At 73.5% G+C, this 25,948-nt stretch carries 20 protein-coding genes, 1 tRNA gene and 2 pseudogenes; 20 read left to right on the top strand and 3 right to left on the bottom strand.

Annotated elements, in window-relative coordinates:
- Window positions 1-255 precede the first annotated feature (255 nt).
- Window positions 256-1,797 (top strand): amino acid permease, encoded by a 1,542-nt coding sequence (locus TR46_RS13200; RefSeq protein WP_084718417.1) that lies wholly within the window; start codon window positions 256-258, stop codon window positions 1,795-1,797.
- A 115-nt stretch (window positions 1,798-1,912) separates the two neighbouring features.
- On the opposite strand, the gene TR46_RS13195 is transcribed toward TR46_RS13200, so the two are convergent.
- On the bottom strand, window positions 1,913-2,623 hold the full coding sequence (locus TR46_RS13195) for a TetR/AcrR family transcriptional regulator (RefSeq protein ID WP_042399127.1): 711 nt from the start codon (window positions 2,621-2,623) through the stop codon (window positions 1,913-1,915).
- 136 nt (window positions 2,624-2,759) lie between these two features.
- On the opposite strand from TR46_RS13195, the gene TR46_RS13190 reads away from it, so the two are divergent.
- The 4 genes from TR46_RS13190 to atzF are packed head-to-tail and all read left to right on the top strand — an operon-like array spanning window position 2,760 to window position 9,495.
- The gene (locus tag TR46_RS13190; protein ID WP_042399124.1) at window positions 2,760-3,563 is read left to right on the top strand and encodes an urea amidolyase associated protein UAAP1; all 804 of its coding nucleotides are present in this window, start codon (window positions 2,760-2,762) and stop codon (window positions 3,561-3,563) included.
- Window position 3,564: 1 nt separating this feature from the next.
- Window positions 3,565-4,194: an urea amidolyase associated protein UAAP2 gene (locus TR46_RS13185; protein WP_042399121.1), complete on the top strand. Its 630-nt coding sequence runs from the start codon at window positions 3,565-3,567 to the stop codon at window positions 4,192-4,194.
- A gap of 1 nt (window position 4,195) precedes the next feature.
- On the top strand, window positions 4,196-7,801 hold the full coding sequence (gene uca / locus TR46_RS13180; protein ID WP_042399118.1) for an urea carboxylase: 3,606 nt from the start codon (window positions 4,196-4,198) through the stop codon (window positions 7,799-7,801).
- A complete protein-coding gene (gene atzF, locus TR46_RS13175) occupies window positions 7,798-9,495 on the top strand; it encodes an allophanate hydrolase (RefSeq protein WP_042399114.1) in 1,698 nt (565 codons plus the stop codon). The genes uca and atzF overlap by 4 nt, the downstream gene beginning before the upstream one ends.
- Here atzF and TR46_RS13170 read toward each other — a convergent pair.
- Together TR46_RS13170 and TR46_RS13165 are read right to left on the bottom strand one after the other, a co-directional pair.
- On the bottom strand, window positions 9,432-10,166 hold the full coding sequence (locus TR46_RS13170) for a response regulator (RefSeq protein ID WP_063770583.1): 735 nt from the start codon (window positions 10,164-10,166) through the stop codon (window positions 9,432-9,434). The two genes, atzF and TR46_RS13170, sit on opposite strands and share 64 nt — an antisense overlap.
- Before the next feature lie 33 nt (window positions 10,167-10,199).
- Window positions 10,200-11,462, bottom strand: a complete 1,263-nt coding sequence (locus TR46_RS13165; RefSeq protein WP_042399112.1) for a sensor histidine kinase — start codon at window positions 11,460-11,462, stop codon at window positions 10,200-10,202.
- Between the two features lie 373 nt (window positions 11,463-11,835).
- Between TR46_RS13165 and TR46_RS13160 the strand changes: the two genes are divergently transcribed.
- The 15 genes and pseudogenes from TR46_RS13160 to TR46_RS13090 all read left to right on the top strand — a co-directional run.
- Window positions 11,836-12,444: a hypothetical protein gene (locus TR46_RS13160; protein WP_152626448.1), complete on the top strand. Its 609-nt coding sequence runs from the start codon at window positions 11,836-11,838 to the stop codon at window positions 12,442-12,444.
- Window positions 12,445-12,681: 237 nt separating this feature from the next.
- The gene (locus tag TR46_RS13155; RefSeq protein WP_084718415.1) at window positions 12,682-13,578 is read left to right on the top strand and encodes an alkaline phosphatase family protein; all 897 of its coding nucleotides are present in this window, start codon (window positions 12,682-12,684) and stop codon (window positions 13,576-13,578) included.
- A 17-nt stretch (window positions 13,579-13,595) separates the two neighbouring features.
- The gene (locus TR46_RS13150) at window positions 13,596-14,786 is read left to right on the top strand and encodes an EfeM/EfeO family lipoprotein (protein WP_052432755.1); all 1,191 of its coding nucleotides are present in this window, start codon (window positions 13,596-13,598) and stop codon (window positions 14,784-14,786) included.
- Window positions 14,783-16,027: a Dyp-type peroxidase gene (locus tag TR46_RS13145; protein WP_042399105.1), complete on the top strand. Its 1,245-nt coding sequence runs from the start codon at window positions 14,783-14,785 to the stop codon at window positions 16,025-16,027. The genes TR46_RS13150 and TR46_RS13145 overlap by 4 nt, the downstream gene beginning before the upstream one ends.
- A gap of 100 nt (window positions 16,028-16,127) precedes the next feature.
- The gene (locus TR46_RS44195; protein WP_042399102.1) at window positions 16,128-16,979 is read left to right on the top strand and encodes a MerR family transcriptional regulator; all 852 of its coding nucleotides are present in this window, start codon (window positions 16,128-16,130) and stop codon (window positions 16,977-16,979) included.
- A 67-nt stretch (window positions 16,980-17,046) separates the two neighbouring features.
- Window positions 17,047-17,120: transfer RNA gene (locus TR46_RS13135), tRNA-Met, on the top strand.
- 126 nt (window positions 17,121-17,246) lie between these two features.
- Window positions 17,247-18,806: pseudogene (locus TR46_RS39380) on the top strand (DEAD/DEAH box helicase); the annotation flags it as partial.
- Between the two features lie 544 nt (window positions 18,807-19,350).
- Window positions 19,351-19,932, top strand: a complete 582-nt coding sequence (locus tag TR46_RS13125) for a response regulator (RefSeq protein WP_084718449.1) — start codon at window positions 19,351-19,353, stop codon at window positions 19,930-19,932.
- Window positions 19,929-21,143: a sensor histidine kinase gene (locus tag TR46_RS43630; protein ID WP_052432752.1), complete on the top strand. Its 1,215-nt coding sequence runs from the start codon at window positions 19,929-19,931 to the stop codon at window positions 21,141-21,143. Before TR46_RS13125 ends, TR46_RS43630 begins: the two co-directional genes overlap by 4 nt.
- A gap of 226 nt (window positions 21,144-21,369) precedes the next feature.
- On the top strand, window positions 21,370-22,779 hold the full coding sequence (locus TR46_RS13115; protein WP_042399096.1) for a flavin monoamine oxidase family protein: 1,410 nt from the start codon (window positions 21,370-21,372) through the stop codon (window positions 22,777-22,779).
- Window positions 22,776-23,195 (top strand): SRPBCC family protein, encoded by a 420-nt coding sequence (locus TR46_RS13110; RefSeq protein ID WP_052432751.1) that lies wholly within the window; start codon window positions 22,776-22,778, stop codon window positions 23,193-23,195. The genes TR46_RS13115 and TR46_RS13110 overlap by 4 nt, the downstream gene beginning before the upstream one ends.
- A gap of 43 nt (window positions 23,196-23,238) precedes the next feature.
- The gene (locus tag TR46_RS13105) at window positions 23,239-23,862 is read left to right on the top strand and encodes a TetR/AcrR family transcriptional regulator (protein ID WP_042399093.1); all 624 of its coding nucleotides are present in this window, start codon (window positions 23,239-23,241) and stop codon (window positions 23,860-23,862) included.
- Window positions 23,863-24,017: 155 nt separating this feature from the next.
- Window positions 24,018-24,953, top strand: a complete 936-nt coding sequence (locus tag TR46_RS13100; protein WP_042399089.1) for a carbohydrate kinase family protein — start codon at window positions 24,018-24,020, stop codon at window positions 24,951-24,953.
- Between the two features lie 49 nt (window positions 24,954-25,002).
- Window positions 25,003-25,677: a class II aldolase/adducin family protein gene (locus TR46_RS13095; RefSeq protein WP_201776398.1), complete on the top strand. Its 675-nt coding sequence runs from the start codon at window positions 25,003-25,005 to the stop codon at window positions 25,675-25,677.
- A gap of 44 nt (window positions 25,678-25,721) precedes the next feature.
- A pseudogene (locus TR46_RS13090) lies at window positions 25,722-25,948 on the top strand (glucose-6-phosphate isomerase); the annotation flags it as partial.

The raw sequence follows: 25,948 nt of genomic DNA, 5'->3' as shown, positions 1-25,948 counted from the left end.
AGAAATTAGGGACGGCAGGTTTCCGCGCCGTGTCGCGCCGGTGTCGGCGCCGTAAGGGCATGCCCGGCCGCGCGTCGGATCGACGGCCGGCCGGGATTTCGGTGTTCGTAACGCGCCGTTAGCGCCCCCGCAACAACCGGCCGGTTCTCTGACTGCCAATCAACCCGCCCGCCGCCATCGGGCTGTGCCGCCTGTCGCGGCGCGTCGGCGTCCGCCGCCGCGTCCCAGTCACTCACGGAAGCGACAGGGACAGCCATGCCCGAACCAGTTCTCAGCGGCACCATCCCGATCCAGGTCATCGACCCCGGCGTCGAGGCGGAAGGCGGCGACGCCGTCGTCCTCGCCGCCTTCGGCTACCGGCAGGAGCTGCACCGCAGGCTCGGCCGCTACGCCTCCTTCGCCGCCGGGTTCTCCTTCATCTCGGTGCTCACCACGGTGTTCCAGTTCTTCGCCTTCGGCTTCTCCTTCGGCGGTGCCGCCTTCGTCTGGACCTGGCCGCTGGTCCTGGTCGGCCAGCTCGCGGTCGCCGCCTGCTTCGCCGAACTGGCGGCCCGGTACCCGATCTCCGGTGCGGTCTACCAGTGGGCGACCAGACTGAGCACGCCCACCTTCGGGTGGTTCGCCGGATGGCTGATGGTCATCGGCCAGATCGTGGTCGTCTCCGCCGCGGCGCTGGCGCTGCAGGTGGTGCTGCCGGCCATCTGGTCCGGCTTCCAGCTGGTCGGCGGCGACCCCTCGCCGACCACACGGACCGGCGCGCAGAACGCGGTGCTGCTGGGCCTGGTGCTGCTGGTGCTGACCACGGTGGTCAACATCGTCGACATCCGGGTGATGTCGGTGGTCAACAGCGTCGGGGTGACCTGCGAGCTGGTCGGCATCGCGCTGATGGCGGTGCTGCTGCTCACCCACACCGAGCGGGGACCGGGGGTCACCCTGCACACCGGCCCGGTCTCCGGGGGCTATCTGGGCGTGTTCCTGATCGCCTCGTTCAGCGCGGCCTATGTGCTGGTGGGCTTCGACAGCGCCGGGGAGATGTCCGAGGAGACCCGTTCGCCGAGGCGCACCGCGCCGCGCACCATCCTGGGGGCGGTGGCCGCGGCCGGCGTCGGCGGTGGACTGATCCTGCTGGGCGGGGTGCTGGCGGCGCCCAGCCTGACCGACGGCCACCTCTCCGGCGCGGGGCTCTCCTATGTGCTGACCAGCCGGCTCGGCAGCGGCCTGGGCCGGGCCCTGCTCGCGGACGTCGCGGTGGCGGTCTGTGTGGCGACCCTGGCGATCCAGACGGCCGGCGCGCGGATGGTCTTCTCGATGGCCAGGGACGGCGCGCTGCCGGCCTCGCGGCGACTTGCCGCGGTCGGGACGCGCACCGGCACCCCCAAGGCTCCGGCCGTGGTCGTCGGGGTGCTCGCGGCCGCCGCGATGGCGATGAGCCTGGTCTCGCCGTCGGTCTACCTGGCCCTGGGGACCACCTGCATCGTGCTGGTCTACGCCGCGTACGCGATGGTCACCGGGCCGATGCTGCTGCGACGCCTGCGCGGGGTGCCGCTGGGCGGCCAGGACGGAACGGACGAGACCGGGCGCCCGGTGTTCTCGCTGGGCCGTTGGGGCCTTCCGGTCAACGTCCTGGCAGTGGTGTACGGGGTGGCGATGGCGGTCAACCTGGCCTGGCCGAGGCCGGCGGTCTACGACCCGCAGGGCGGGCACTGGTACCTGCAGTACTTCACCCTGCTGTTCCTGGCCGGGGCCGTGCTGCTGGGCGTCGTCGCCCACCGGACCACCCGGCGCGGGCGCGACTGAGGGATTGTCAAGCACAGCCCCGCGCCCCTGACGTGTGCAACTGAGCCAGTTGCAGCCCCATGGGGGCGCGGGGAACTGCACATCCAACCAGGCACGGTCCGCACTTGAGAGACAGTCAGGCCAGTTGCAGGGCCTCAAGGACGTGAGCCCCCTGCACCGCGGCCTCGGAGACGACGGCCTCCGAGGCCCCGGACACCCGCAGCGCCGCATCCGCCGCGGCCGAGGCCAGTGCGTCCGCAGGCCCGGAGGGAGCCTCGCGGCGGATCAGGATGACACCCTCGATCAGCCCGAAGAGCAGGTCCCCCCGCAACTCCAGCTCGGCCCCGCTGAGGGCGGCCCCCGCCGCCCCCGCGGCGAGCAGCCCGCGGTAGGCGGCCTTCAGCTCCGCCCGCACCCGGTGGAAGGCTGTGAACCGCTCCGCGGCCACCTCGGGCAGCAGGTAGAGCGCCCCCAGGTTGTGCGGCCCGCCGCAGAGCAGTGCGACGTCGGCGCGGCAGAGTGCCCACAGCCGGGCCTCGGGGCCGGGCTCGGTCCTGGCCGCGAGCACCAGGGCGAGGTCCAGCGAGGGCTGGACGGTGCCCTCCAGCAGCGCCGCGAGGATGTCCTCCTTGCCGGCGAAGTAGTGGTACATCGACGCCTGCCGCAACCCGGCCCGTTCGGCGATGGCACGGGTGGTGGTGGCGGCGTAGCCGTGCCGGGTGAACAGTTCGGCGGCCGCGGCGAGCACGCCGTCCCGGGGGGCCAGGCCGTCGGCGGCCGGCCCCTGCGCCCGGGGCCGACCGACTCGTCCCCGACCTGGTCCTGAGGCACGGGCGGTGGTGGGCATGGAGCGATCCTCGCACACGGCCAGGGGTGCGTAACCAAGGGGAAACGTCCGGGCAATCGCCCGGAAGCGCGGTCCGTCTAATTTCTGTCAAGCGACAGAAACTCGCGAACTCCTCGTCCACTCCAGGAGGCTGACCGTGCGTTCGGCAACCGACACCACCTACGGGGCCAGGGACCACGCCCGGGCCCAGGCCGCTCCCGTGGACCGGCCCGCGGCGCCGCCCGGAGTCGCGGCCGGGGACCTGGTCTGGGCCGAGACCGTGCCCGGCGGCAACTACACCCACAAGGTGCTGGCCCGGGGCAGCTCGCTGCGGCTGGCCGACCCGAGCGGCGACGCCTGCGCCCATCTGCTCCTCCACGTCGCCGACCGGCCCTGGGAACGGCTGAACGTGGCCGATACCACCAAGGTCCAGTGGAACGCCTACGTGGGAGCCGGCAGCCTGCTCCTCTCGGACCAGGGCCGGGTGCTGGCGACCGTCACCGAGGACGGCTCGGGCCGCCACGACGCGCTGTGCGGGACCTCCACCCTGGCCCGCAACACCGCCCGCTACGGCGACGGCACCCCCCAGTCGGCCTCCCCCGCCGGGCGCGAACTGCTGCTGCTCGCCGCCGCCAAGAACGGTCTGGACCGGCGCGACCTGGCCCCCTCGCTCTCGCTGTTCCAGGGCGTCAGGGTGGCCACGGACGGCTCCCTGGAGTACACCGGCTCGGCCGGTCCCGGCACGGCGGTGACGCTGCGCGCGGAGCAGCCGCTCACCGTGCTGATCGCCAACGTCCCGCACCCGCTGGACCCGCGCCCCGACTACCACTGCGGCCCGCTGGAGGTCACCGCCTGGCGAGGTCGGCCCACCGGCCCCGGCGACCCGCTCTGGGAGGCGACGCCCGAGGGGCACCGGGCCTATCTGAACACCGCCGAATTCTGCGCCGCACGGGGGCTGTGAGATGACGACCGCATCCAGCACCACCGGTGCACGCTCCACCACCGTTCCGGCCCGTGCCGCGTGGTCCGCCGCGCTGAACGCCGGGCAGTCGCTCACCGTGACCGATCTGGCCGGCAACCAGGCGGTGGACTTCCTGGTGTACGACCGGCACGACACCTCGGTCCGCTACAGCGCCGCCGACACCCTGCAGGCCCAGGGATCGATCTTCCTCAGCACCGGCAGTGTGCTGCTCTCCAACGAGCACACCCCGCTGATGACCGTGACCGCCGACCAGGTCGGCCGGCACGACACCATCGGCGGTGCCTGCAGCCGGGAGTCCAACACCCTGCGCTACGGCCACCACACCTGGACCCAGCACGCCTGTGTGGACAACTTCCTGGCCGAGGGGGCCCGCTGGGGCCTGGGCAAGCGCGACCTGGTCGGCAACGTCAACTGGTACATGAACGTCCCGGTGGAGCCGGACGGCACCCTCGGCATCGTGGACGGGCTCTCCGCACCCGGGCTCTCGCTGACCCTGCGCGCGGAGACCGACGTGCTGGTGCTGGTGTCCAACTGCCCGCAGGTGAACAACCCCTGCAACGGCTTCGACCCCACCCCGGTCCTGACGACGATCCACGACGGAGTCAACTGAGATGCCCTCCAGTGCCTTTGACACCCTGCTGGTGGCCAACCGGGGGGAGATCGCGGTCCGGGTCATCCGTACCGCACGCCGCCTGGGCCTGCGCACCGTCGCGGTCTTCTCCGACCCGGACCGCGGTGCCCCGCACGTCCGGCTGGCGGACCACGCCGTGCGTCTGGGCCCGGCGCCGGCCAAGGACAGCTATCTGCGCGCCGACCTGGTCCTGAAGGCCGCCCTGGAGAGCGGCGCCGGGGCGGTCCACCCCGGCTACGGCTTCCTCTCCGAGGACGCGCGGTTCGCGCGCGACATCGAGGACGCCGGACTCGTCTTCGTCGGCCCGACCCCCGAGCAGTTGGAGGTGTTCGGGGCCAAGCACACCGCCCGGGCCGCCGCCGAGGCCGCCGGGGTGCCGCTGCTCCCCGGTACCGGCCTGCTCCCTGACCTGGCGTCAGCTGCGGCCGCCGCCGACGCGCTCGGCTACCCGGTGATGCTCAAGGCGACCGCCGGTGGCGGCGGCATCGGGATGCGGGCCTGCCACGGCCCCGAGCAGCTCGCCGAGGCCTGGGACAGCGTCCGGCGCGTCGCCGCGGCCGGCTTCGCCGGAGCGGGGCTCTTCCTGGAACGGCTGGTGGAACAGGCCCGACATGTCGAGGTGCAGGTGTTCGGCGACGGCGCCGGGCGGGTGGTCACCCTCGGCGACCGGGACTGCTCGCTGCAGCGCCGCAACCAGAAGGTGCTGGAGGAGGCACCGGCCCCCGGCCTGCCGGACACGGTCCGGTCCCGGCTGGCCGAATCGGCCGCCGCCCTCTGCGCCTCGCTCGACTACCGCTCCGCCGGGACGGTCGAGTACGTCTATGACGCGGTCCGTCAGGAGGCGTCCTTCCTGGAGGTCAACACCCGGCTCCAGGTGGAGCATCCGGTCACCGAGGCGGTCCACGGCGTGGACCTGGTCGAGTGGATGCTCCGGCTGGCCCAGGGGGACCGCGACGTGGTCCGGCCCGTCGGCCCGCCGCGCGGCCATGCCGTCGAGGCCCGCGTCTACGCCGAGGACCCGCACCGGGACCACCGCCCCAGCGCCGGCCTGCTCACCCGCGTCTCCTTCCCCGAGGACGTCAGGGTGGACACCTGGGTGGAAACCGGCACCGAGGTCGGCACCAGCTACGACCCGATGCTGGCCAAGGTCATCGCCCATGGCGCGGACCGCGCCGACGCCCTGGACCGCCTGGACGCCGCGCTGGCCGCCAGCCGGGTCGACGGCATCGAGACCAATCTGGGCCTGCTCCGCGCCGCCACCGCCGCGCCCGCCGTCCGGGAGGCCGTGCACACCACCGCCACCCTGGCCGGCCTCGGCGACCCGCTGCCCAGGATCGACGTGGTCCGCGCGGGCACCCTCACCACGGTCCAGGACTGGCCGGGTCGGACCGGCTACTGGGATGTCGGCGTGCCGCCGTGCGGGCCGATGGACGACCGGTCCTTCCGGCTGGGCAACCGGGCGCTGGGGAATCCGGAGGGGGCGGCCGGGCTGGAGTGCACCCTGGAAGGACCGGTGCTCCGCTTCAGCGCAGCTACCACGGTGTGCGTCACCGGGGCAGCCGTCGAGGTCACCGTGGACGGACGCCCGGCGCCGCAGTGGGAGACGCTGACGGTTCCGGCCGGCGCCGAACTGGCGATCGGCGCACCGGAGCAGACCGGACTGCGCAGCTATCTGCTGGTCGCCGGCGGCCTGGAGGTGCCGGACTTCCTCGGCAGCGCGGCCACCTTCACCCTGGGCCGCTTCGGCGGCCACGGCGGCCGGACCCTGCGGGTCGGCGACGTCCTGCACAGCCGCCCGACGGCGACCGCCGTCCCGGCCGCTGCCGCGACCCGGGCGGTGCCGCCCGGCGAACGGCCGGTGCTCACCCGCGACTGGGTCCTGGATGCCGTCGAAGGGCCGCATGCCGCACCGGAGTTCTTCACCGAGCAGGACATCGCCGAGTTCTACGCGGCGAAGTGGACCGTGCACTTCAACAGCGCCCGCACCGGCGTCCGCCTGGTCGGCCCCAAGCCGGCCTGGGCCCGCCGCGACGGCGGCGAGGCCGGGCTGCACCCCTCCAACATCCATGACACGCCCTACTCGGTCGGCGCGGTCGACTACACCGGCGACATGCCGGTGCTGCTCGGTCCTGACGGTCCGTCACTCGGCGGCTTCGTCTGTCCGGCCACCGTGCTCACCCGGGACCGCTGGAAGCTGGGGCAGCTGCGCCCGGGGGACACCGTCTCGTTCCGCCCGGTCACCACCGACGGCCGGGACCGGCCCCCGATCGTGGACGGCGGCATCCTGGCCCGCACCCCGGCGGGCGAGGACCGGCCCGCCGTCGGCTACCGGCGCAGCGGCGACGACAACCTGCTGGTGGAGTACGGCCCGATGCAGCTCGACCTGGCGCTGCGGATGCGGGTGCACGCCCTGGCCGAGGCGCTGGCCGCGCTGGACCTGCCCGGCGTGGTCGACCTCACCCCGGGCATCCGCTCGCTGCAGATCCACACCGACCCGGCCGTACTGCCGCTGGCCGAACTGCTGCCGCTGGTCCAGCAGGCGGAACGGCGGCTGCCGCCCACCCGCGAGCTGCGGGTCCCCTCCCGCACCGTCCACCTGCCCCTGTCCTGGGACGACCCGGCCACCCGGGAGGCCATCGCCCGCTACACGGCCGGGGTGCGCGACGACGCGCCCTGGTGCCCGTGGAACATCGAGTTCATCCGCCGGGTCAACGGACTGGACTCGGTCGAGGACGTGTACCGCACCGTCTTCGACGCCGAGTACCTGGTCCTCGGCCTGGGCGACGTCTACCTGGGCGCGCCGGTGGCCACCCCGCTGGACCCCAGGCACCGGCTGGTCACCACCAAGTACAACCCGGCCAGGACCTGGACCGCGGAGAACTCCGTCGGCATCGGCGGCGCCTACCTGTGCGTCTACGGGATGGAGGGCCCGGGCGGCTACCAGTTCGTCGGCCGCACCGTGCAGGTGTGGTCGGGCTGGCAGCAGCGCGGGCCCTTCGAGGCCGGCAAGCCCTGGCTGCTGCGCTTCTTCGACCGGATCAGGTGGTTCCCGGTGGAGGCCGACGAACTACTGGAGATGCGGGCCGACATGGCGGCCGGACGGCTCGCGGTCACCATGGAGGACGGCGAGTTCGCCCTGGCCGACCACCTCCGCTTCCTGGAGTCCAACGCCGCCGATATCGCGGCCTTCCGCGAGCGCCAGGGCGCCGCCTTCGGTGCGGAGCGCCGGGCCTGGGAGCTGGCAGGCGAGTTCGACCGGGCCGAGCAGGCCCAGGTGTTCGTGCCGCCCGCGGAGGAGATCAGCGTGCCCGAGGGCGGGCAGTTGATCGAGGCCCAGTTCACGGCCTGTGTGTGGAAGGTCGACGTGGAGCCGGGACAACTGGTCCGCAAGGGGCAGCGGCTGATGGCGGTGGAGGCCATGAAGATGGAGTCGGTCCTGACGGCACCTCAGGACGGGCTGGTGGAAAGGCTGCTGGTGCGCGCCGGCGACCAGGTGGAGGCCGGTGCGCCGCTGCTGCTGCTCGCCGCCGCAGCTGCGGCGGACGCCGGGGAGACCGTCACGGCCACGATCGGAGACGCCGCATGACCGAGGGACCCGCACTCGCCCGCGTCCGCGCCGCCTACCGCCGCATCGCCGAGACGGACCGGCCGGAGATCTGGATCGACCTGCGGCCGCAGCCGGACGTCGAGGCCGAGGCCCGCGCACTGGACGCACGGGCCGCCGCGGGCGAGCGGCTGCCGCTGGCCGGGACCGCGCTGGCGGTCAAGGGCAACATCGACGTCGCCGGACTGCCGACCACCGCCGGCTGCCCCGGCTACGCCTACCGTCCCGAGCAGGACGCCGGCGCTGTGGCCCGGCTGCGTGCCACCGGCGCGATCGTGCTGGGCACGACCAACCTCGACCAGTTCGCCACCGGTCTGGTCGGCACCCGCAGCCCGTACGGCGCGGTGCGCAACGCCGTGGACCCCACCCGCGTCTCCGGCGGCTCCAGCTCCGGATCCGCCGTCGCCGTCGCACTGGGCATCGCAGACCTGGCGCTGGGCACGGACACGGCGGGCAGCGGCCGGGTCCCGGCCGCGCTCAACGGCGTCGTCGGCCTCAAGCCGACCTACGGGGCCGTGCCGACCAGCGGGGTCGTCCCCGCCTGCCGGAGCCTGGACTGCGTCAGCGTCTTCGCCCGTACCGTCGCCGAGGCCGAGCTCGCGCATGCGCTGCTGGTGGACGGCCCACCGGAGCCGCCCGCCCGCAGAGCGGGCCCCTGGCGGATCGCGGTGCCGGACCCCGACCAGCTGGGCGAGCTCGACCCCGGCTGGGACATCGTCTGGGCAGCCGCGGTGCGGCGCCTGGCCGACGCCGGGGCCGAGCTGCTGCCGCTGGACCTGACACCCTTCAGCTGTGCGGCGGAACTGCTCTACCAGGGCGCCTTCGTGGCCGAGCGCTACACCGCCGTCGGGGCGTTCGTCGAGTCGCACGCGGGGAAGGAGTACCTGGACCCGGTGGTCGCGGCCATTGTCACCGCCGCCCGCGACATCCCGGCCCATCGGCTCTTCGTCGACCAGGAGCGGCTGGCCCGGCTGCGGGCCGCCGCGCTCGCCGAACTGGGTGACGCCGACGCCCTGTTGCTGCCCACCACGCCTGGCCATCCCACCCTGGACGAGGTCGCCGCCGATCCGGTGGGGGTGAACTCACGGATGGGGCGCTTCACCAACTCCACCAATCTGTTCGGCCTGTGCGCGCTGGCCGTTCCGGCCGGAACGGTAGGAGCCGGGCTGCCGTTCGGGGTGATGCTGATCGGCCGCCCGCACACCGAGGACCGGCTCGGCTCCGTCGCCGGGCTGTTGACCGGCCCCGCCCCGGTCCGGCTGGCGGTGGTCGGCGCGCATCTCAGCGGCGAGCCGTTGAACGGCCAACTGCTGGATCTGGGAGCCCGACTGGTGGAGTCCACCACCACGGCGCCGGAGTACCGGCTGCACGCCCTGGCCACCAGCCCGTCCAAACCGGGGCTGGTCCGGGTCGCCGAGGGCGGCGCCGCCATTCAGGCGGAGGTCTGGGAACTGCCCGCGGAGGGATTGGGACGACTGCTGGCGGCCCTGCCCGAGCCGATGGCCCTGGGCCGGGTGCGGCTGGCCGACGGCAGCGCGGTGACCGGGTTCCTGTGCGAGGGCGTCGCACTGGCGGGTGCCCCCGACATCACCGCCCACGGCGGCTGGCGGGCCTACCGCGCCGCGTCCGGGCGGGTCCCCGGTGCCGGACCCGCCGGGCCCTCGGGGGCGGGCTGACCCGGTGTCACCAGACCGGCCTCGTAGGCCAGCACCACGGCCTGGGCCCGGCTGGCCAGGCTCAGCTTGCTCATGGTGCGGTTGAGGTGGGTCTTCACCGTCGCCTCGCTGACGTGCAGGGTTTTGGCGATCTCCGGATTGCCCAGACCGCGCGCCACCAGCCGCAGCACCTCGTTCTCCCGCCCCGTCAGCGAGTCCAGGGCGGTGGCGGGCTTGGGTCCGCCGGACCGGCCGGCTGCCGCGGCGCGGGGCGCGAACGCCTCCACCAGTCGGCGGGTGACGCTGGGGGCGAGCAGGATGTCGCCGTGTGCGGCGGTGCCGATGGCGGCGAGCAGCCGGGTCGGCGGGGTGTCCTTGAGCAGGAACCCGCTGGCCCCGGCGCTGAGTGCGGCGTAGACGTACTCGTCCAGGTCGAAGGTGGTGAGGATGAGCACCTTGGGCCGGTGCGGCGAGTCCGCGGCGAGCAGTCGGCGGGTGGCGGCGACGCCGTCCAGCCCCGGCATCCGCACGTCCATCAGGACCACGTCCGGGCGGCAGTGCTCGTTCAGGGCCAGCGCCTCGTGCCCGTCGGCCGCCTGGCCGACGACCTCCAGCCCGGGTGCGGCGGCGATCAGGGCGGACAGGCCCGCGCGGATCAGCACTTGGTCGTCGACGACCAGCACGCTCGTCACGCGGTCTCGTCTCCCTGTGCTCGGCCCGTGCAGTCATTGTTGGTGACGGGCGGGCCGAGCACCAGGGAGCGGGAGTGTGAGGATCACCTCGAAGCCGCCCAACGGGCTTTCCCCGGCCCGGAGTTGCCCACCGTACAGCTCGGCGCGCTCACGCATTCCCAGCAGGCCGGCACTGCTGCCGCTGGCGCTGAGCGGGGCCGGGTAGCCGGGCGGGCAGCGGTCGTTGGAGATCCGAAGGGTCAGTTCGGAGCTGCCGTAGTGCAGCGCGACCGTCGCCCTGGCGCCGGGGGCGTGCTTGAGGGTGTTGGTCAGGCTCTCCTGGGCCACCCGGTAGGCGCACAGGTCGGGACCGGGCGCCAGTAGTCGGACCGGGCCGCTGACGTCCAGCCGGACGGGGACCCCGGCGGAGGTCACCCGGCCGGTGAGATCCGGGAGTTGGGCCAGTCCGGCGGCGGGGGAGTACGGTGCCGGCCCGTCCGGTCCCTCCGTGCCCGGGAGGCCGTCCGGGATCTCGGGCCGCTCCGGGGAGGGCCGGGTGCGCAGCAGCGCCAGCACGTGCCGCAGCTCCTCCAGCGCCTCGCTGGCCGTCTCCAGCACCGTGTCCAGCGCCTGCGCCGCGGTGTCCCGGTCGCTGTCCAGGACGTAGCGGGCCAGGCCGGCCTGGACCGAGACCACCGCCATGTGGTGGGCGACCACGTCGTGCAGCTCCCGGGCGATCCGGGTGCGCTCGTCGGACAGGGCCAGCCGGGAACGCTGCTCGTGTTCGTCGCACAACTGCTCGGCGGCCAGCGCAAGCTGCTGGTTGCGCAGGCTCAACTGCCGAGCCGCGTCGCCGAAGCGCCACAGCACCGCGGGGAAGGCCAGCGCCTGGATGAGGACCCCGGTCATCTGCGACCCCGGGGTGCGCAGGCCCGCGTAGACCCAGACCGCGGCCATCAGCACGGCGCCCAGGGCGGCCTGGCGCCGCGGCCGCAGTGAGGCGAGCGTGTAGAGGGCGACCATGGGGGTCAGGCTGTTCACCACCGGCCAGAAGCCGATCGCCACATAGAGCGTCCACAGCGCGCAGCAGACCAGCACGACCAGCAGCGGAGCGAATCTGCGGGCGACGGTGACCAGCCCGATCAGGCAGGTCAGCGCGATGCCGCCGGCGTCCAGCGGCTGCCAGGGCGACTGCGGGTGGAGGCCGAGCTGCAGTCCGACCGCGATCTGCGCGAAGGCCACCGCGCCGTCCAGCGCCAGCGGCGGCACCCGTGGCAGGACCCGTCGCGGGGCGTGGAGGCGAGACAGCGCCGACATGGGCGAACCATACGGCCCCGGCGCGACCGGCGGCGTCCACCCCCGGGCGCGCCGCCGCTACCGCGCTGGTTGGAGACGGCCGGGGGAAGGCGCATCCTCCGGTTGTAGCCGGGCTTCCTACCCGGGTGGGACGCGGCCGAGGCCATGACGCGCGTAGTTTCTCTCCCACGGCGGTGCGCCGGACCGGCCGGCGACCGGCCCGGCCGGCGTCGTCGCACAGCCTGGAGCGTCACGGGGCGCTCCAGCCGGCGACCGGCTGAATCGTCCCTCGCGCGGGGGAAGGGCGAGGGCGGGGGGAGCGGTGCGGCCGGAGGCAGCCATGGCCTCCGGCCGCACCGCGTCCCTGCTCGGACAGCCGATATGCTCACCGTCCATGCGCGAGATACAGGGGGTCCGGGCAGAGCCCGGCGGGCCGGTGACCATGGAGTTCGACGGCGAGTGGTTCCGGGCCCGGCCCCGGCGCCGGGGCGCCGCGTTCCGGGAGCGCTGGCTCGACGACGGCGCGATCGCTATCGCGATGGTGGTCTTCTTCGCCGGCCTCGGCCTCACCTGGCTGACCGTCGCCAAAATGCACGTCCCCTACGCGCTGACCGCGGCCTGCGGCTGGACCGCGCTCGCGGCGCTGCTCTACGCCGCGATCGCTTCGATGTTCACCTACCCGGAGAACTGGATCGGCGGCCTGCTACTGGTCCCGATGCTGGTCATCGGCCTGATCGCGCTGCCGTTCCTGCTGATCCCCGGCTTCCGGCGACTCCTGGTCCGGGTGTTCATCCGCCCCCAGGGAGCCCGACCGGACGGGAGCCGTCCGGGTTGGCTCTCCCCGGCCCAGCTCAACGGCGTCTGGTACGAGCAGCTGGACCCGGCCGGCGGCTGCCGGGTGACGATCCGTCAGCATGACGGCACGGTCGTCCGCTATACCGCCCACGGTGCCGCCGGGCCGGAGCTGCACACCCGCTTCGAAGGCCTGCGGACGCCCCGCTGACAGCAGCACCGGCACCGCGCCTGGAGACCGGGTGGAGGCCGCCGCGGACGACTCCCGTCATGGTGGTGGCTCGCGCCCCCGGGGCCGGTTGACGAGTGATACGTGTACCACCAGAATGACATGCACAGTTCACCGTGTGCGACTGGACCGTACCGCTGCAGGCCACTCCGCACTCCTACGCTGACCTGCGAAGCAGCGCCATGCCCGCAGTTCCCGCCCTTCACCGTGGAGCCAGTCATGCGTCTGAGGTCCCGTAGGTTCGCCCCGATCGCCGCCGCGACCGCCGCTGCCGTCGCCCTCGGCGTGGCAGCCGTCCAGACCCACGCCACGCCCGCCGCCACACCGGTCGCCGCCAAGGCCGCCGCCGCCACCGTGCCCACTCCCGCCCATGTCGTGGTGGTGATGGAGGAGAACCACTCCTACTCCGACATCATCGGCAACAGCAGCGCCCCGTACATCAACTCGCTGGCCGGCCAGGGCGCGCTGCTCACCTCCTCGTACGGGGTGACCCACCCCAGCGAGCCCAACTACATGGCGCTGTTCGCCGGCAGCACCTTCGGCCTGAGCAGCGACGCCTGCCCGGTCAGCGAGGGCAGCACGGCCAACCTCGGCTCCGAACTGCTCGCCAAGGGCGACACCTTCAAGGGCTACTCCGAGGGCCTGCCCTCCGTCGGCTCCACCACCTGCACCTCCGGCAAGTACGCCCGGAAGCACTCGCCCTGGGTCAACTTCAGCAACGTCCCCGCCGCCGACTCGCTGCCGTTCACCTCCTTCCCCACCACGGCCTCCGGCTACGCGAGCCTGCCGACGCTGTCGTTCGTGATCCCCAACCTCAACGACGACATGCACGACGGCACCATCGCCGCCGCCGACACCTGGCTGAACAGCAAGATGTCCGCCTACGCGACCTGGGCCAAGGCCAACAACAGCCTGCTGATCGTCACCTGGGACGAGGACGACTACTCCGAGAGCAACCAGATCCCCACCATCGTCGTCGGCCAGTCGGTCAAGGCCGGGACCTACGACGAGACGGTCAACCACTACAACGTGCTGGCCACCCTGGAGCAGATGTACGGCCTGACCGCGGTCGGCAACAGCGCCACCGCCACCGCGATCACCGACATCTGGAACTGAGAGACCGCAGCCTGATCATGCGCAGACCCCCGCTCCGCGCCGCGGCGGCCGCACTGACCGCCGCGACCGTGGTCGCCCTGCTCGGCGTCGCCGTCGGCGACGCCCCGGACGGCCCCGCCGCACCCGTGATCACCGTCAGTGAGCGCGACTGCGGCGCGGGGTGGGGCGCGGGCTCGGCCACTTCCCCGGCCGGGCACCTGCTGCTGCGCCTCAGCGACACCGCCCGCGACCCGGCCGAGGTCTATCTGATCGCCCCCGGCAACGGCGAGGTCTACGCCGAGGTGCTGTCGCTGCTGCCCGGGGTGGACCGGACCCTGACCACCACCCTGGACGGCGGCAGCTACGCACTGCGCTGCGTGTTCACCGACGGCACGGTGCTGACCTCGTCGATCCGTACCCTCACCGGCACCCTCAACGGCGCCGGCGCGGTGGCCGGTGTCCGGCCGCTGCCCGACCTGGACCTGGGCGCCCCCGTGGCCGCCTACCGCGGCTACGTCACCGCCGCGCTGCCCGGGCTGCTCACCGACAGCCGCAGGCTGGCCGGCGACCTGGCCGCCGGCGACCTGGCCCGGGCCCGCGCCGACTGGCTGCCCGCGCACCTGGACTACGAGCGCCTCGGTGCCGCCTACAACTCCTTCGGCGACTTCGACCGCGCCATCGACGGCACCGCCGACGGCCTGTCCGGGGGCACCGCGGACCCGTCCTGGACCGGCTTCCACCGGATCGAGTACGGCCTGTGGCACGGCCAGGGCGCCGCCGTGCTGAAGCCGCTCGGCAGCGGGCTGGTCAAGGACGTGCAGGACATGGTCGCGGACTTCCCCAGCGCCGACACCGACCCCGGCGACCTGCCGCTGCGCAGCCACGAGATCCTGGAGAACGCGCTGCAGTTCCAGCTCAGCGGCGCCGCCGACTACGGCAGCGGCACCGCCCTGGCGACCCTGCAGGCCAACATCCAGGGGACCAGGGCGGTGCTGGGCACCCTCACCGCGCTGATCACCCCGCGGGCCCCGGCGCTGCTGCCCGCGGTGGACGCCGAACTGTCCGTGCTGGACGCCGGCCTCTCCGCCTGCCGCACCCCCGACGGCGGCTGGACCGCCCCCACCGCACTGCCGCTGACGCGGCGTCAGCAGCTGGACAGTGCCCTGGGCGGGGTGCTGGAGCAACTGTCCACCGTCCCCGACCTGCTCCAGGGAAGGCCCTCCGCATGAGCCCCACGGCCGAACCGCTGCGCCGCCGCTCCTTTCTGCGCGGGGCCGCGCTGGGCACCGCCGTCGGGGTCGGCGCACTGGGCGTCGAGCGGGCCGCGGCGGCCTCCTCCGACGGGGGCGGGAACCCCGCGGGACGGCGGATCCCCTTCGAGGGGCCGCACCAGGCCGGCATCACCACCCCGCCGCAGGCCGCGGTGACCTTCGCCTCCTTCAATGCGACCGCCCCCGACCGGGCCGCGCTGCGGGAGCTGTTCCGGACGATCACCGAGCGGATCCGCTTCCTCACCGCCGGCGGCGCCCCGCCCGATGTGAGTGTCGCCTCGGTGCCTGCCGACAGCGCGACCCTGGGTCCGACCGTCCCGTCCGACGGCCTGACCGTCACGGTCGGCGTGGGCTCCTCGCTCTTCGACGCCCGCTACGGCCTGGCGGGCCGCGGGCCGGCCAGGCTGAAGCCGATGCCGGTGTTCCCCAACGACCATCTGGCCGGGTCGACAGAGCTCCATGGCGACCTGTCGATCCAGCTCTGTGCCGACTCGCGGGACACCGTGATGCACGCCCTGCGCGACCTCGCCAAGCACACCCGCTCCGGGATGCAGCTCAACTGGAAGGCGGACGGCTTCCACGCGGCGCCCCGCCCGACCGGGGCCCAGCGCAACCAGCTCGGCTTCAAGGACGGCATCGCCAACCCGGACGCGGCCGACGAAGCGGTGGCCGACGGGCTGATCTGGACCAGGGGCGGCGCCGGCGGCGAGCCCGCCTGGACCCAGGGCGGCAGCTACCAGGTGGTGCGGATCATCCGGATGCTGGTGGAGTTCTGGGACCGGGTCTCGCTGCACGAGCAGGAGACCATGATCGGCCGCCGCCGGGACACCGGTGCCCCGCTCGACGGCAACCGGGAGACCGACATCCCGGACTACGCCGCGGACCCCCAGGGCATCGCCGTCCCGATGACCGCGCACATCCGCCTGGCCAACCCCAGGACCAGGGCCACCGCCGCCCAGCAGATCCTGCGCCGCGGCTACAACTACGACCGCGGCCTGGACGGCAACGGCAACCTGGACGTCGGCCTGCTGTTCTGCAGCTACCAGCAGGACGTGGTCCGCCAGTTCGAGGCGGTCCAGGCCAGACTGGCCGACGAGCCGCTGGTCGACTACGTCCGGCCCACCGGCGGCGGCTACTTCTTCGCGCTGCCCGGAGTCCGGGACCGGAGCGACTTCCTCGGTGCGACGATGCTGTCCTGACGGCCTCCCCCGGTGCCGGTTGACCTTGTCCCAAGGGGAAGGCCCAGCATCGTGGTCACCGGGCAGAACGCCCGGGACGAGGAAGCGGACGGAGGCCGGAGTGGAGCTCTGGACCATCGGCGCCTTCGCCAGGGCGGCCCGGCTGTCGCCCAAGGCGCTGCGCCTCTACGACGAGCTGCACCTGCTGGTCCCCGCGCACACCGACCCGGTGTCCGGCTACCGCCGGTACAGCCAGGACCAGTTGGTCCGGGCTCGGCTGGTGGCCCGGCTGCGCCGGGTCGGGATGCCGCTGGCGCGCATCCGCGAGGTGTGCGACCTGCCCCGCGGCGAGGCGGCCAAGGCCGTCGCGGCCTACTGGGACGAGGTCGAGGCCGAGCAGCGGCAGCGCCGCGACGTGGTCCGCTTCCTGGTCGACACGCTCTCGGAGGGAACCACCATGCTGCCCGTCGCGGTACGCGAGATGCCGGCCCGCACCATGATCTGCTCGCTGCGCCATGTCACCGGCGCCGAGGTCAACGAGTTCACCACCGGGATGGTGCTGCGCCTCGGCGACGGCACCGTCCCCTCACTCAGCGGAATGGAGGGCGCGCCCTTCTTCATCTACCACGGCGAGGTCGACCAGGACTCGGACGGTCCGATCGAGTGGTGCCGTCCGATCCCGGACGAGGCCGCCGAGGCGATGGCGGCCCGCTTCCCCGACCTGACGATCCGCCAGGACCCGGCGCACCGCGAGGCCTACGTCCGGCTCACCCGCAGCGAGCTGACGCCCGCCGACGGGATGAGGGCCGGGGAGACCCTGGAGGCCTGGATGAACGGGCAGCCGGAACCGTCCGTCCCGCTCGGCCCGTTCCGTCAGGTCTTCTTCGGCGACCCCCGGGGCGCGGCCCCGGACACCCCGCTGAGCGACGTGGTCGCCCCGCTGCCGCTGCTCCCCGCGACTGCGGCGGGCTGACGGCGGGCTGACCCCGGAGAACCCGCTCCGAGCTGATCGTTCCCCTCTGGTACAGTTGAGGTACCGACGCGGGGTGGAGCAGCTCGGTAGCTCGCTGGGCTCATAACCCAGAGGTCGCAGGTTCAAATCCTGTCCCCGCTACTTGAACTCTGTAGGCCCGGCGTTCTCGCTGGGCCTGCAGAGTTTTGCGTGTGATCCATGTCACGCCCCTGCGGAGAACTCTCCGCCGCCCCCTGGCTCGTTCTTGCGATCCTCCGCGCCCAGCGCATGCGGAGCTCTCCTCGAAGCGTGCCGCTACGAGGAAGGTTCTCTGTGAACCATCGCACCAGCCGTTCCAACGATCCGCGTCCCGCCACCCGCTTCGGCCGCCCCACCGGGGCGGGCACCCGCAGCGGCGGTGGCGGCGGCGGCCAGTTCCGCGGCCGTCCGCAGCAGGGCGCCCCGCGCCGCCGTCAGAACACGGCACCGCAGGGCGAGTTCGAGATGCCCGTGAGCACCACCCCGGCGCTTCCGCCGGTCGCGGCCTTCAGCGAGCTGGACATGCCCAGTGGCCTGCTGTCGACGCTGACCCGCGAGGGCGTCATCGAGCCGTTCCCGATCCAGGCCGCGACCCTGCCCAACGCCCTGGCCGGACGCGACGTCCTCGGCCGCGGCCGCACCGGCTCCGGCAAGACCCTGGCCTTCGGCCTGGCCCTGCTGGCCCGTACCGCCGGCCGCCGTGCCGAGCCCAAGTCGCCGCTGGCCCTGGTGCTGGTGCCGACCCGCGAGCTGGCGCAGCAGGTCGCCGACGCGCTCACCCCCTACGCCACCGCCGTGAACCTGCGGCTGACCACGGTGGTCGGCGGCATGTCCATCGGCCGCCAGGCCGGTTCGCTGCGCCGCGGCGTCGAGGTGCTGATCGCCACCCCGGGCCGGCTGAAGGACCTGATCGACCGCGGCGACGCCCGGTTGGACCGGGTGGCCATCAGCGTCCTGGACGAGGCCGACCAGATGGCCGACATGGGCTTCCTGCCGCAGGTCACCAATCTGCTGGAGCAGGTCCGCCCGGACGGCCAGACGATGCTGTTCTCGGCCACCCTGGACCGCAACGTGGACCGCCTGGTCCGCCGCTTCCTCACCGACCCGGTCACCCATTCGGTGGATCCCTCGGCCGGCGCCGTCACCACCATGGAGCACCATGTGCTCTATGTCGCCGACGCCGACAAGCGCGCCGTGACCGTGGAGATCGCGGCCCGCGAGGGCCGGGTGATCATGTTCATGGACACCAAGCACGCCACCGACAAGCTGGCCAAGGAGCTGCTCGCCAACGGCGTCCGCGCGGCCTCGCTGCACGGCGGCAAGTCCCAGCCGCAGCGCAACCGGGTGCTGGAGCAGTTCAAGGACGGCCACATCACCGCCCTGGTCGCCACCAATGTCGCCGCCCGCGGCATCCACGTGGACAACCTGGACCTGGTGGTGAACGTCGACCCGCCGACCGACCACAAGGACTACCTGCACCGCGGCGGCCGCACCGCCCGCGCGGGGGAGTCCGGCACCGTGGTCACCCTGGTGCTGTCCAACCAGCGCCGGGAGATGGCGCGGCTGATGGCCGACGCCGGGATCACCCCCAACAACGACCGGGTCCGGGCCGGCGACGCCGAGCTGAGCCGGATCACCGGCGCCCGCAAGCCCAGCGGCGTGCCGGTGGTCATCGCCGCGCCCGCCCCGGCCGTCCCGGCCCAGGGCCAGCGCGGCGCCCGCGGCGGCTCCGGCCGAAGCGGGGGCGGCAGCGGCGGCGGCCGCCGTCCCGCCGTCCCTCCGGACAGGGCCAGCGGCCCACCCGCGCGGCCTGAGGCAGCCGACCCGGAGCCGACTCGGAGCCGGGTCACGGCGCCGAGACACAGCGAAGGGCCCCGAGCCGGCGCCAACCGGTTCGGGGCCCTTCGGCGTGTCCGTGGTCCGCGGTGGGCTCCCCGCCCGGTCCACCGCCACCCGGCCCGGCTCGCGCCGCCTCCGCGCGGCCCGGCCAAAGGCGGGCACCCCCCCGTGGTGCCCGCCGACGCGCCGTTGCCGGCGCCAAGGGCTCATCCTGGTCGTACCCGAACCTGTGAACCACCCCCGACCAGGGGTTATCCGCCCTCCGAACGGGGGTCCCGGCGGGGGCGGCCCGGAGCACGGCTGGGGGCGCCGCGGATTCGCCCAGCGCCGGAGCCTGGGGTACGGTCACGCGGAGTTCCCTGGTCAACGCGTTGCCGGAGCCCTCAGCCGCAGTCCCGAGCCGAAGCCCTCGACAGAGCCCACAAGACAGGTTCCCTTGCCCCCTCAGCCAGTCAGCAGCCCTCTGCGGATCGCCATCGTCGACGACGAGGCGCTGATCCGCTCCGGCCTCGCCATGATCCTGGGCAGTGCCCCGGACATCGAGGTGGTGGCCACCTGCTCGGGGACCGACGCGCTGAACACGGTCCGGGAGCTGGTCCCGGACGTGGTGCTGCTGGACATCCGGATGCCCGACGTGGACGGGCTGACGCTGCTGCGCCGGCTGCGGGCGCTGCCGGACCCGCCGGAGGTCGCCATGCTCACCACCTTCGACACCGACGAGTACCTCGACCAGGCGCTGCGGCTGGGCGCCGGCGGCTTCCTGCTCAAGGACACCGAGCCGGACGTGCTGGCCCGCTCGGTCCGGGCGGTGGCCACCGGGGCCGGCTGCCTGTCCGCGCCGCTGCTGCGGCGGCTGCGTGCGGCCGAACGGCGCGGCGCCGCGCGCGGGGCCGAGATCATCGGCAACCTGAGCGAACGGGAGCTGCAGGTTCTCGGCTTCCTCGGCCAGGGGCTGTCCAACATCGAGATAGGCGCGCGAATGCATCTGGGTGCGGCGACGGTGAAGGACTACGTCAGCGCGGTCCTCACCAAGCTCGGCGTGGCCAACCGGATCCAGGCGGCGGTCCTGGCCGAGCGGGCCGGACTGCTCGAATGAGCAACCGGAACCCGTTGGGCGCCGTCCCCGCGCTCTGGCGCCGACTGCCGCGGCGGGTGCGGCTCGCCGTGGTGACGCTCTGCCTGGTCGGCGCGGCGACCGCCGACGCGCTGCTGAACTTCCCGCCGCCGCGCGACTGGACCTTCACCGCCTCCATCGTGGCAGCCGCCTCGCTGCTGTTCTGGCGCCGCTACCCGCGCCTGGTGCTGCTGGTGATCCTGCCCGGGCTCTACGCGGGCACCGCGGTGGTGGCGGCCATGGCGGCGCTCTACAGCGTGGCCCGCACCCGCCGCCCGCACTGGGAGGTCTACCTCGGCGCCGGCCTGGTCGGCCTGGGTCTGTTCGTGCCCTGGCCGCTGCACCAGTTCGTCGTGGAGACGTTCAGCGACCACACCCAGGACCTGATCTACGCGGTGATGCTGGCGGCCGGACCGGCGGCGCTGGGCCTGCTGGCGCGGACCAGGGAGGCGCTGTCCGACCGGGTCGCCGAGCTGGCGACCCTGCGCGACCAGGAGCGGGAGCTGCACGCCGAGACGGTGCTGGCCCGGGAGCGCGCCAGGATCGCCAGGGAGATGCACGACGTGGTCTCGCACCAGGCCGGGCTGATCGCGGTGCAGGCCGGTGCGCTGCAGGTCACCGCGCACGACCCGGAGGTCCGGGCCACCGCGGGCACCCTGCGCGGGCTGGCGGTGGCCACCCTGGAGGAGTTGCGCAGCATGATCCTGGTGCTGCGGGCCGCCGGCGCCGGGCCCACCGAGCTGGCGCCGCAGCCCCGGCTGTCCGACCTGGCCCGGCTGGTCGCCGACTCCGAGGTGGACGCGGAGCTGCGACTGCCGGTGCCGGCCCCGCCCGCACTGCCGGAGCCGGTGGAACGCGCGGCCTACCGGACGGTGCAGGAGGCGCTGACCAATGTGCGCAAGCACGCCCCCGGCGCGTTCACCGAGGTGGAGCTGAGCTGCGTGGCCCCGGGCGGCGACGGCCAGGCCGCGGAACGGCTGCTGGTGTCGGTGGTGAACGGCCCGCCGGCCCTGGTCAGGGACGGCACCGACCTGTCCGACCTGCCGCGCGGCGGCCACGGCCTGATCGGCCTGCGGGAGCGCGCCACGCTGCTGGGAGGCACCTTTTCCTGTGGCGGTACTTCGGACGGCGGGTTCGCGGTGCGGCTGAGCCTGCCGATCGTCGGGCAGGGCGAGGAGGGGCGCGGGAGCTAGTCCGGGCAGCGGCTGGGCATGACCTGACCTGCGGGGATGTGCATGGGTTGGCGCGCAGTTCCCCGCGCCCCTACGAGGCTCTGCGTTCACTGCCGGCCTGACGGTGATCCAGAACTACTGTGCAAGAAAACAGCCAGACCACCCTCCTTTCGCTCGCTCTCCCTGGATCTCATTGGACATCTGTGCCACTATCTCGGCAGTCGCACGGCGAAGGTGAGGGTGCACGATGAGCAGTCCGTATGACGCGATCGTGGTCGGGGCCGGGCTGTCCGGGCTGGCCGCGGCGCGGACGCTGTGCCAGCGCGGTCTGTCCGTGCTGGTGCTGGAGGCCGCCCCCCGGGTCGGCGGCCGGGTCTGTTCGGCGAGCGTCGCCGGCGCCCATGTCGACCTTGGCGGCACCTTCGTCGGCCCGGGACAGGACCGGATCATCGCGCTGGCGGACGAACTCGGCGTGGACCGCTACCCGACCTACGGGACGGGCGACAACGCGATCCGCCGGCACGGCCGGACCAGTCGCTACCGGGGCACCATCCCGCCGGTGGGCGTCGGCAACCTGCTGGACGTGGCCCGGCTGCAGACGGCCTTGGAGCGGCTCTCCCGGCGGATCCCCGCAGGCCGTCCCTGGGACGCCCCGCAGGCCGCCGCACTCGACGCGCAGACGCTGGGCTCCTGGCTGCGGGAGAGGCACGCCACAGCCGCGGCCCAGGCGCTGATGGCGATCGTGTCCAGGACCACCTGGGGCTGCGAGCCCGCCGAGGTGTCGCTGCTGCATGTGCTGCACTACATCCGGATGTGCGGCGGCATGGACCCGATGCTGGACACCGAGGGCGGCGCCCAGGAGGAGCACTTCGTCCAGGGCTCCCAGGAGATCGCGCTGCGGATGGCGGCCGAGCTGGGCGACCGGGTCCGCACCGGCGAACCGGTGACCGCGGTGGAACGGTCCGGCGGGGAGTCCGGTCGCGGGGTTCGGGTGCGCACGGGACAGGGGACGTACCAGGCCGCACGGCTGGTGGTGGCGGTCCCGCCCGCGCTGCGCGACCGGATCGCGTTCACCCCCGAACTCCCGCACGGCTACCGGATGCTGGCGCAGCGTTGGACCCCCGGGGTGCTGTCCAAGGCCTACGCGGTCTACGCCGAGCCGTTCTGGCGGAGTTCCGGTCTGAGCGGTCAGGGGCTGTCGGACACGGGCCCGGCGTTCATCACCTTCGACGCCGGCCCGCCGGACTCCTCCCGTGGAGTGCTGCTCGGATTCGTCGGCGGCGACTACGCCCGGCAGTGGGACGACCTGCCGCCTGCCGAACGCCGGGCGCGGGCACTGTCCTCGTTCGCCGACCTCTTCGGCCCCCAGGCCCTGGAGCCCATCGGCTACACCGACCAGCGCTGGGCCACCGAGAACTGGCTGGGCGGCGGCCCGACCGCCGCGCCAGGGCCCGGCTGCGTGGCCCCCTACGCACCGTTCCTCACCCGCAGCGTGGGCCCGGTCCACTGGGCCGGGACGGAGACCGCGGACCGGTGGAGCGGCTTCATGGACGGCGCGGTGCGCGCGGGCGAGCGCGCCGCCCGTGAAGTGCTCCGGGGCCTGGCGGCCACCGGCGCCCCCGCCGCCGGCACCGCGGCCCTGGGAGCGTCCGCATGACCTGGAGCAGGCACTGCACCCTGGTGACCACGGCCACGGCGGAGCAGTTGTGGGCGCGCTGGACCACCCCGGAGTACTGGCCGGCGGACGACCCGGCGGTCCAGTGGGTCTCCTTCGACGCCCCTGTGGCGACCGGGACGACCGGGAGGGTCAAGAACAACGGCTCGCCCGCGCAGCGGTTCCGTTTCACCGATGTGCGGGTGCACCAGCGGATGGACCTGGAGATCCGGCTCCCGCTGGCCCGGCTGTCGATCACCCACGCGCTGCGGGAGACCCCCGCCGGGCTGGCGCTGACGCACGGCGTCGAGCTGAACGGACCGCTGGCCGGCTGCTACGGGCTGCTGCTGGGCCGCGGACTGGCCGACGAGCTGCCCGCCGTGGTCCGGCGGGTGGCGGACGGCGCGCTGTCCCTGTGAGCCGCCCCGGGACGGCCCGGGGCGGGGTGAGAGGATCGGCCCCATGGCAGGCGCGAACAGGGCGGTACGGGAACGCGGCAGGGTCCGGCGGCAGCTGCTGCTCGACGGCGCCGTCAAGGTGATCTCCGAGCAGGGCATCGGGGGCGTCACCCACCGTTCGGTGGCGGCCGCGGCGGGGGTCCCGGCTTCGTCGGCGACGTACTTCTTCGACAGCCTGGACCATCTGATCGCGGAGGCCGTCAGGTCCGCGATGGACCAGGAGCTGGAGCGGCTGAACGGCCTCAACGAGATCGTCAGCGCCTCCGACGCCCCGGCCGACCGGATCGTCGACCAGTTCATCGAACACCTGCGCACCGCCCCGGACCAGCACACAGTGGCCCAGTTCGAGATGTATCTGTTCGCCTCCCGCCGACCCGAGCTGCAGCGGCAGGTGGCGGAGATCATCGACGCCACCAAGGCCGTGGCCGCGGGTGCGCTGAGGCTGCGCGGGATCACCGACAGCAGCGCCGCGGTCGCGCTGGTGGCGCTGATCGACGGCTTCGCCCTGCACCGCGTCGCCGTGCCGTCCCCCGAACAGCTCAGCTCGCTGCACCGGGCTCTGCGCGCACTGGCCATCGGCTATGTCGCGCTGGAGAGCGCGGAGGTCGGGGCACCGAAGCAGGTCTGACCCGGGCCCTGTCGGCTGCACAAATGTCCAAGAGACGCAGGCGATCGCAAGAGCTGTGCAGATCTTCGGCGAGATAGTTGCACTAACGTGCGGCTACTGGTTATCTGAGGCCCCGCCGCTCGACGTGGAGCGACGATGACAGGAAGGACGTCGGAATGAGCCGCCGACCGACAGTCATAGCCCTCGGGGCGCATGTGCTGGACACCCTGGTCCACCCCGTCGAGCAGATCCCGGACGGACAGGACGGCGTGCTGGTCGACCGGATCGCGGTCTCCGCGGCCGGCACCGCCGGAGGCACCGCGCTGGTCCTCGCCAAGCTCGGCGCCGAGGTGCTGAGCGTCGGGGCGGTCGGCTCCGACCCCGTGGGCGACCTGCTGGTCACCCTGCTCCAGCGCGACGGCGTGGACACCCGCCACCTGCGCCGCACCGGGCTGGCGACCTCGGCCAGCGTGCTGCCGATCCGGCCCGACGGGTCGCGTCCGGCCTTCCACCACATCGGCGCCAACGGACTGGCCGCACAGGACGTGCCCTGGGACGCCATCGCGTCCTGCGACCACCTGCACCTCGGCGCGCCCGAGCTGTACGGCGAGGACGGCGTCCGCATCCTCGCCTTCGCCCGCGAGCACGGCGTACGGACCTCGGTCGACTTCCTCGCCCCCGGGCTGCCCGACTTCTTCCCGATGATCGAGCCGGTGCTGCCGCACGCCGACTTCGTCCTGCCCAACAGCGAGCAGGCCCGCGGCTGGACCGGTGCGGCCGACACCGCCGAGGCCGCGAAGCGGCTGTGCGAGCTGGGCGCCGGCTGCGCCGCCGTCACCGACGGGGCCGCGCCGACGGCGCTGGCGACCGCCGCCGGTGAACTGCACCTGATCCCGGTCTTCAAGGCCGACGTCGTGGACACCTCCGGATGCGGTGACGCCTTCTCCGCGGGGATGATCCGAGGGCTGACCCTGGGTCACGACCTCCGGCAGGCGGCCGTGCTCGGCGCGGCCACCGCCGCCCAGGTGGTCGCCGGGCTGGGCTCCGACTACGGCGTCTACGACCTGGACAGCGTCGCCGCCTTCGCCGCCACGGCGGAGCGGCTCCACTGATTCCACTGGCCCACAGACTCCGCTGAATCCACTGCTGAGGGGAACGACCGTGCAAGCCGAGACCGATCTGCAGCTCCGGGCGGTCGTCGCCGACGTCTGCCGCGACCTCGACCAGCGGGGGCTGGTGGTGGGCACGGCGGGCAACGTCAGCGTCCGTGCGGGCGAGCGGTTCGCCGTCACCGGGACCGGCGTGGTCTTCGGCCGGGCGTCTGCGGACGACGTGGTCCTGGTGGACGGCGGCGGCAGGCTCGCCGAGGGCCGGATCGCGCCAAGCTCGGAAACGGCCCTGCACCTGTACGCCTATCAGGACCCGGGCGTGGGGGCGGTGGTGCACACCCACTCTCCCGCCGCCACGGCGGTCTCGGTGCTCACGGACGAGCTGCCCTGCCTGCACTACCAGCAGCTGCTGCTCGGCGGCGCGGTCCCGGTGGTCCCGTTCGCGGTGTTCGGCTCCGAGGGGCTGGCCCGCTCCGTCTCAGGCGCCCTGACCGGCCGACAGGCCGTCATCCTGGCCAACCACGGCGCGGTGACCACCGGGCGCACCCTGGAGGAAGCCGTCCAGCACGCCCTGCTGCTCGAATGGGCCGCCGAGCTCTACCTGCGCGCCTCCGCCGCGGGCACCCCCCGGCCGCTGACCCCGGACCAGCAGCGGGACGTGATCGAGGCGGCGCTGCGAACCGGGTACGGCTCCAAGCGGCGGGCCGATGACAGGCACGCGGGATAGGCTCGGACGCGTACCGAACATCAGCAGGAAATGGAGTCAATGCGATGTCCGAGGGAACCCGTTCCGAGCGGCTGCCGCTGGATCGTTCGCCGGAGTGGGCGGAGTTGGGGAAGCACCGTTCGCAGTTGGGTGAGGTGCATCTGCGGGAGTTGTTCGCTGCTGATGCGGGGCGTGGGGAGCGGTATGCGTTGCGGGTGGGGGATCTGTACCTGGACTACTCCAAGCATCTGGTGACCGATGAGACCCTGGGCCTGTTGCGGCAGTTGGCTGC

The sequence above is a fragment of the Streptacidiphilus carbonis genome (assembly GCF_000787775.1).
Lineage (GTDB): Bacteria > Actinomycetota > Actinomycetes > Streptomycetales > Streptomycetaceae > Streptacidiphilus > Streptacidiphilus carbonis.
Note: the sequence above shows the minus strand (reverse complement) of the source record. Positions and strands in the feature narration are given on the sequence as shown.

Excerpts from the sequence above, each read along its gene's own strand:
- TR46_RS13200 (WP_084718417.1), top strand. The coding sequence starts at position 256 with ATGCCCGAACCAGTTCTCAGCGGCACCATCCCGATCCAGGTCATCGAC.
- TR46_RS13195 (WP_042399127.1), bottom strand. The coding sequence starts at position 2,623 with ATGCCCACCACCGCCCGTGCCTCAGGACCAGGTCGGGGACGAGTCGGT.
- TR46_RS13185 (WP_042399121.1), top strand. The coding sequence starts at position 3,565 with ATGACGACCGCATCCAGCACCACCGGTGCACGCTCCACCACCGTTCCG.
- uca (WP_042399118.1), top strand. The coding sequence starts at position 4,196 with ATGCCCTCCAGTGCCTTTGACACCCTGCTGGTGGCCAACCGGGGGGAG.
- atzF (WP_042399114.1), top strand. The coding sequence starts at position 7,798 with ATGACCGAGGGACCCGCACTCGCCCGCGTCCGCGCCGCCTACCGCCGC.
- TR46_RS13165 (WP_042399112.1), bottom strand. The coding sequence starts at position 11,462 with ATGTCGGCGCTGTCTCGCCTCCACGCCCCGCGACGGGTCCTGCCACGG.
- TR46_RS13160 (WP_152626448.1), top strand. The coding sequence starts at position 11,836 with ATGCGCGAGATACAGGGGGTCCGGGCAGAGCCCGGCGGGCCGGTGACC.
- TR46_RS13155 (WP_084718415.1), top strand. The coding sequence starts at position 12,682 with ATGCGTCTGAGGTCCCGTAGGTTCGCCCCGATCGCCGCCGCGACCGCC.
- TR46_RS13150 (WP_052432755.1), top strand. The coding sequence starts at position 13,596 with ATGCGCAGACCCCCGCTCCGCGCCGCGGCGGCCGCACTGACCGCCGCG.
- TR46_RS13145 (WP_042399105.1), top strand. The coding sequence starts at position 14,783 with ATGAGCCCCACGGCCGAACCGCTGCGCCGCCGCTCCTTTCTGCGCGGG.
- TR46_RS13125 (WP_084718449.1), top strand. The coding sequence starts at position 19,351 with ATGATCCTGGGCAGTGCCCCGGACATCGAGGTGGTGGCCACCTGCTCG.
- TR46_RS43630 (WP_052432752.1), top strand. The coding sequence starts at position 19,929 with ATGAGCAACCGGAACCCGTTGGGCGCCGTCCCCGCGCTCTGGCGCCGA.
- TR46_RS13115 (WP_042399096.1), top strand. The coding sequence starts at position 21,370 with ATGAGCAGTCCGTATGACGCGATCGTGGTCGGGGCCGGGCTGTCCGGG.
- TR46_RS13110 (WP_052432751.1), top strand. The coding sequence starts at position 22,776 with ATGACCTGGAGCAGGCACTGCACCCTGGTGACCACGGCCACGGCGGAG.
- TR46_RS13105 (WP_042399093.1), top strand. The coding sequence starts at position 23,239 with ATGGCAGGCGCGAACAGGGCGGTACGGGAACGCGGCAGGGTCCGGCGG.
- TR46_RS13100 (WP_042399089.1), top strand. The coding sequence starts at position 24,018 with ATGAGCCGCCGACCGACAGTCATAGCCCTCGGGGCGCATGTGCTGGAC.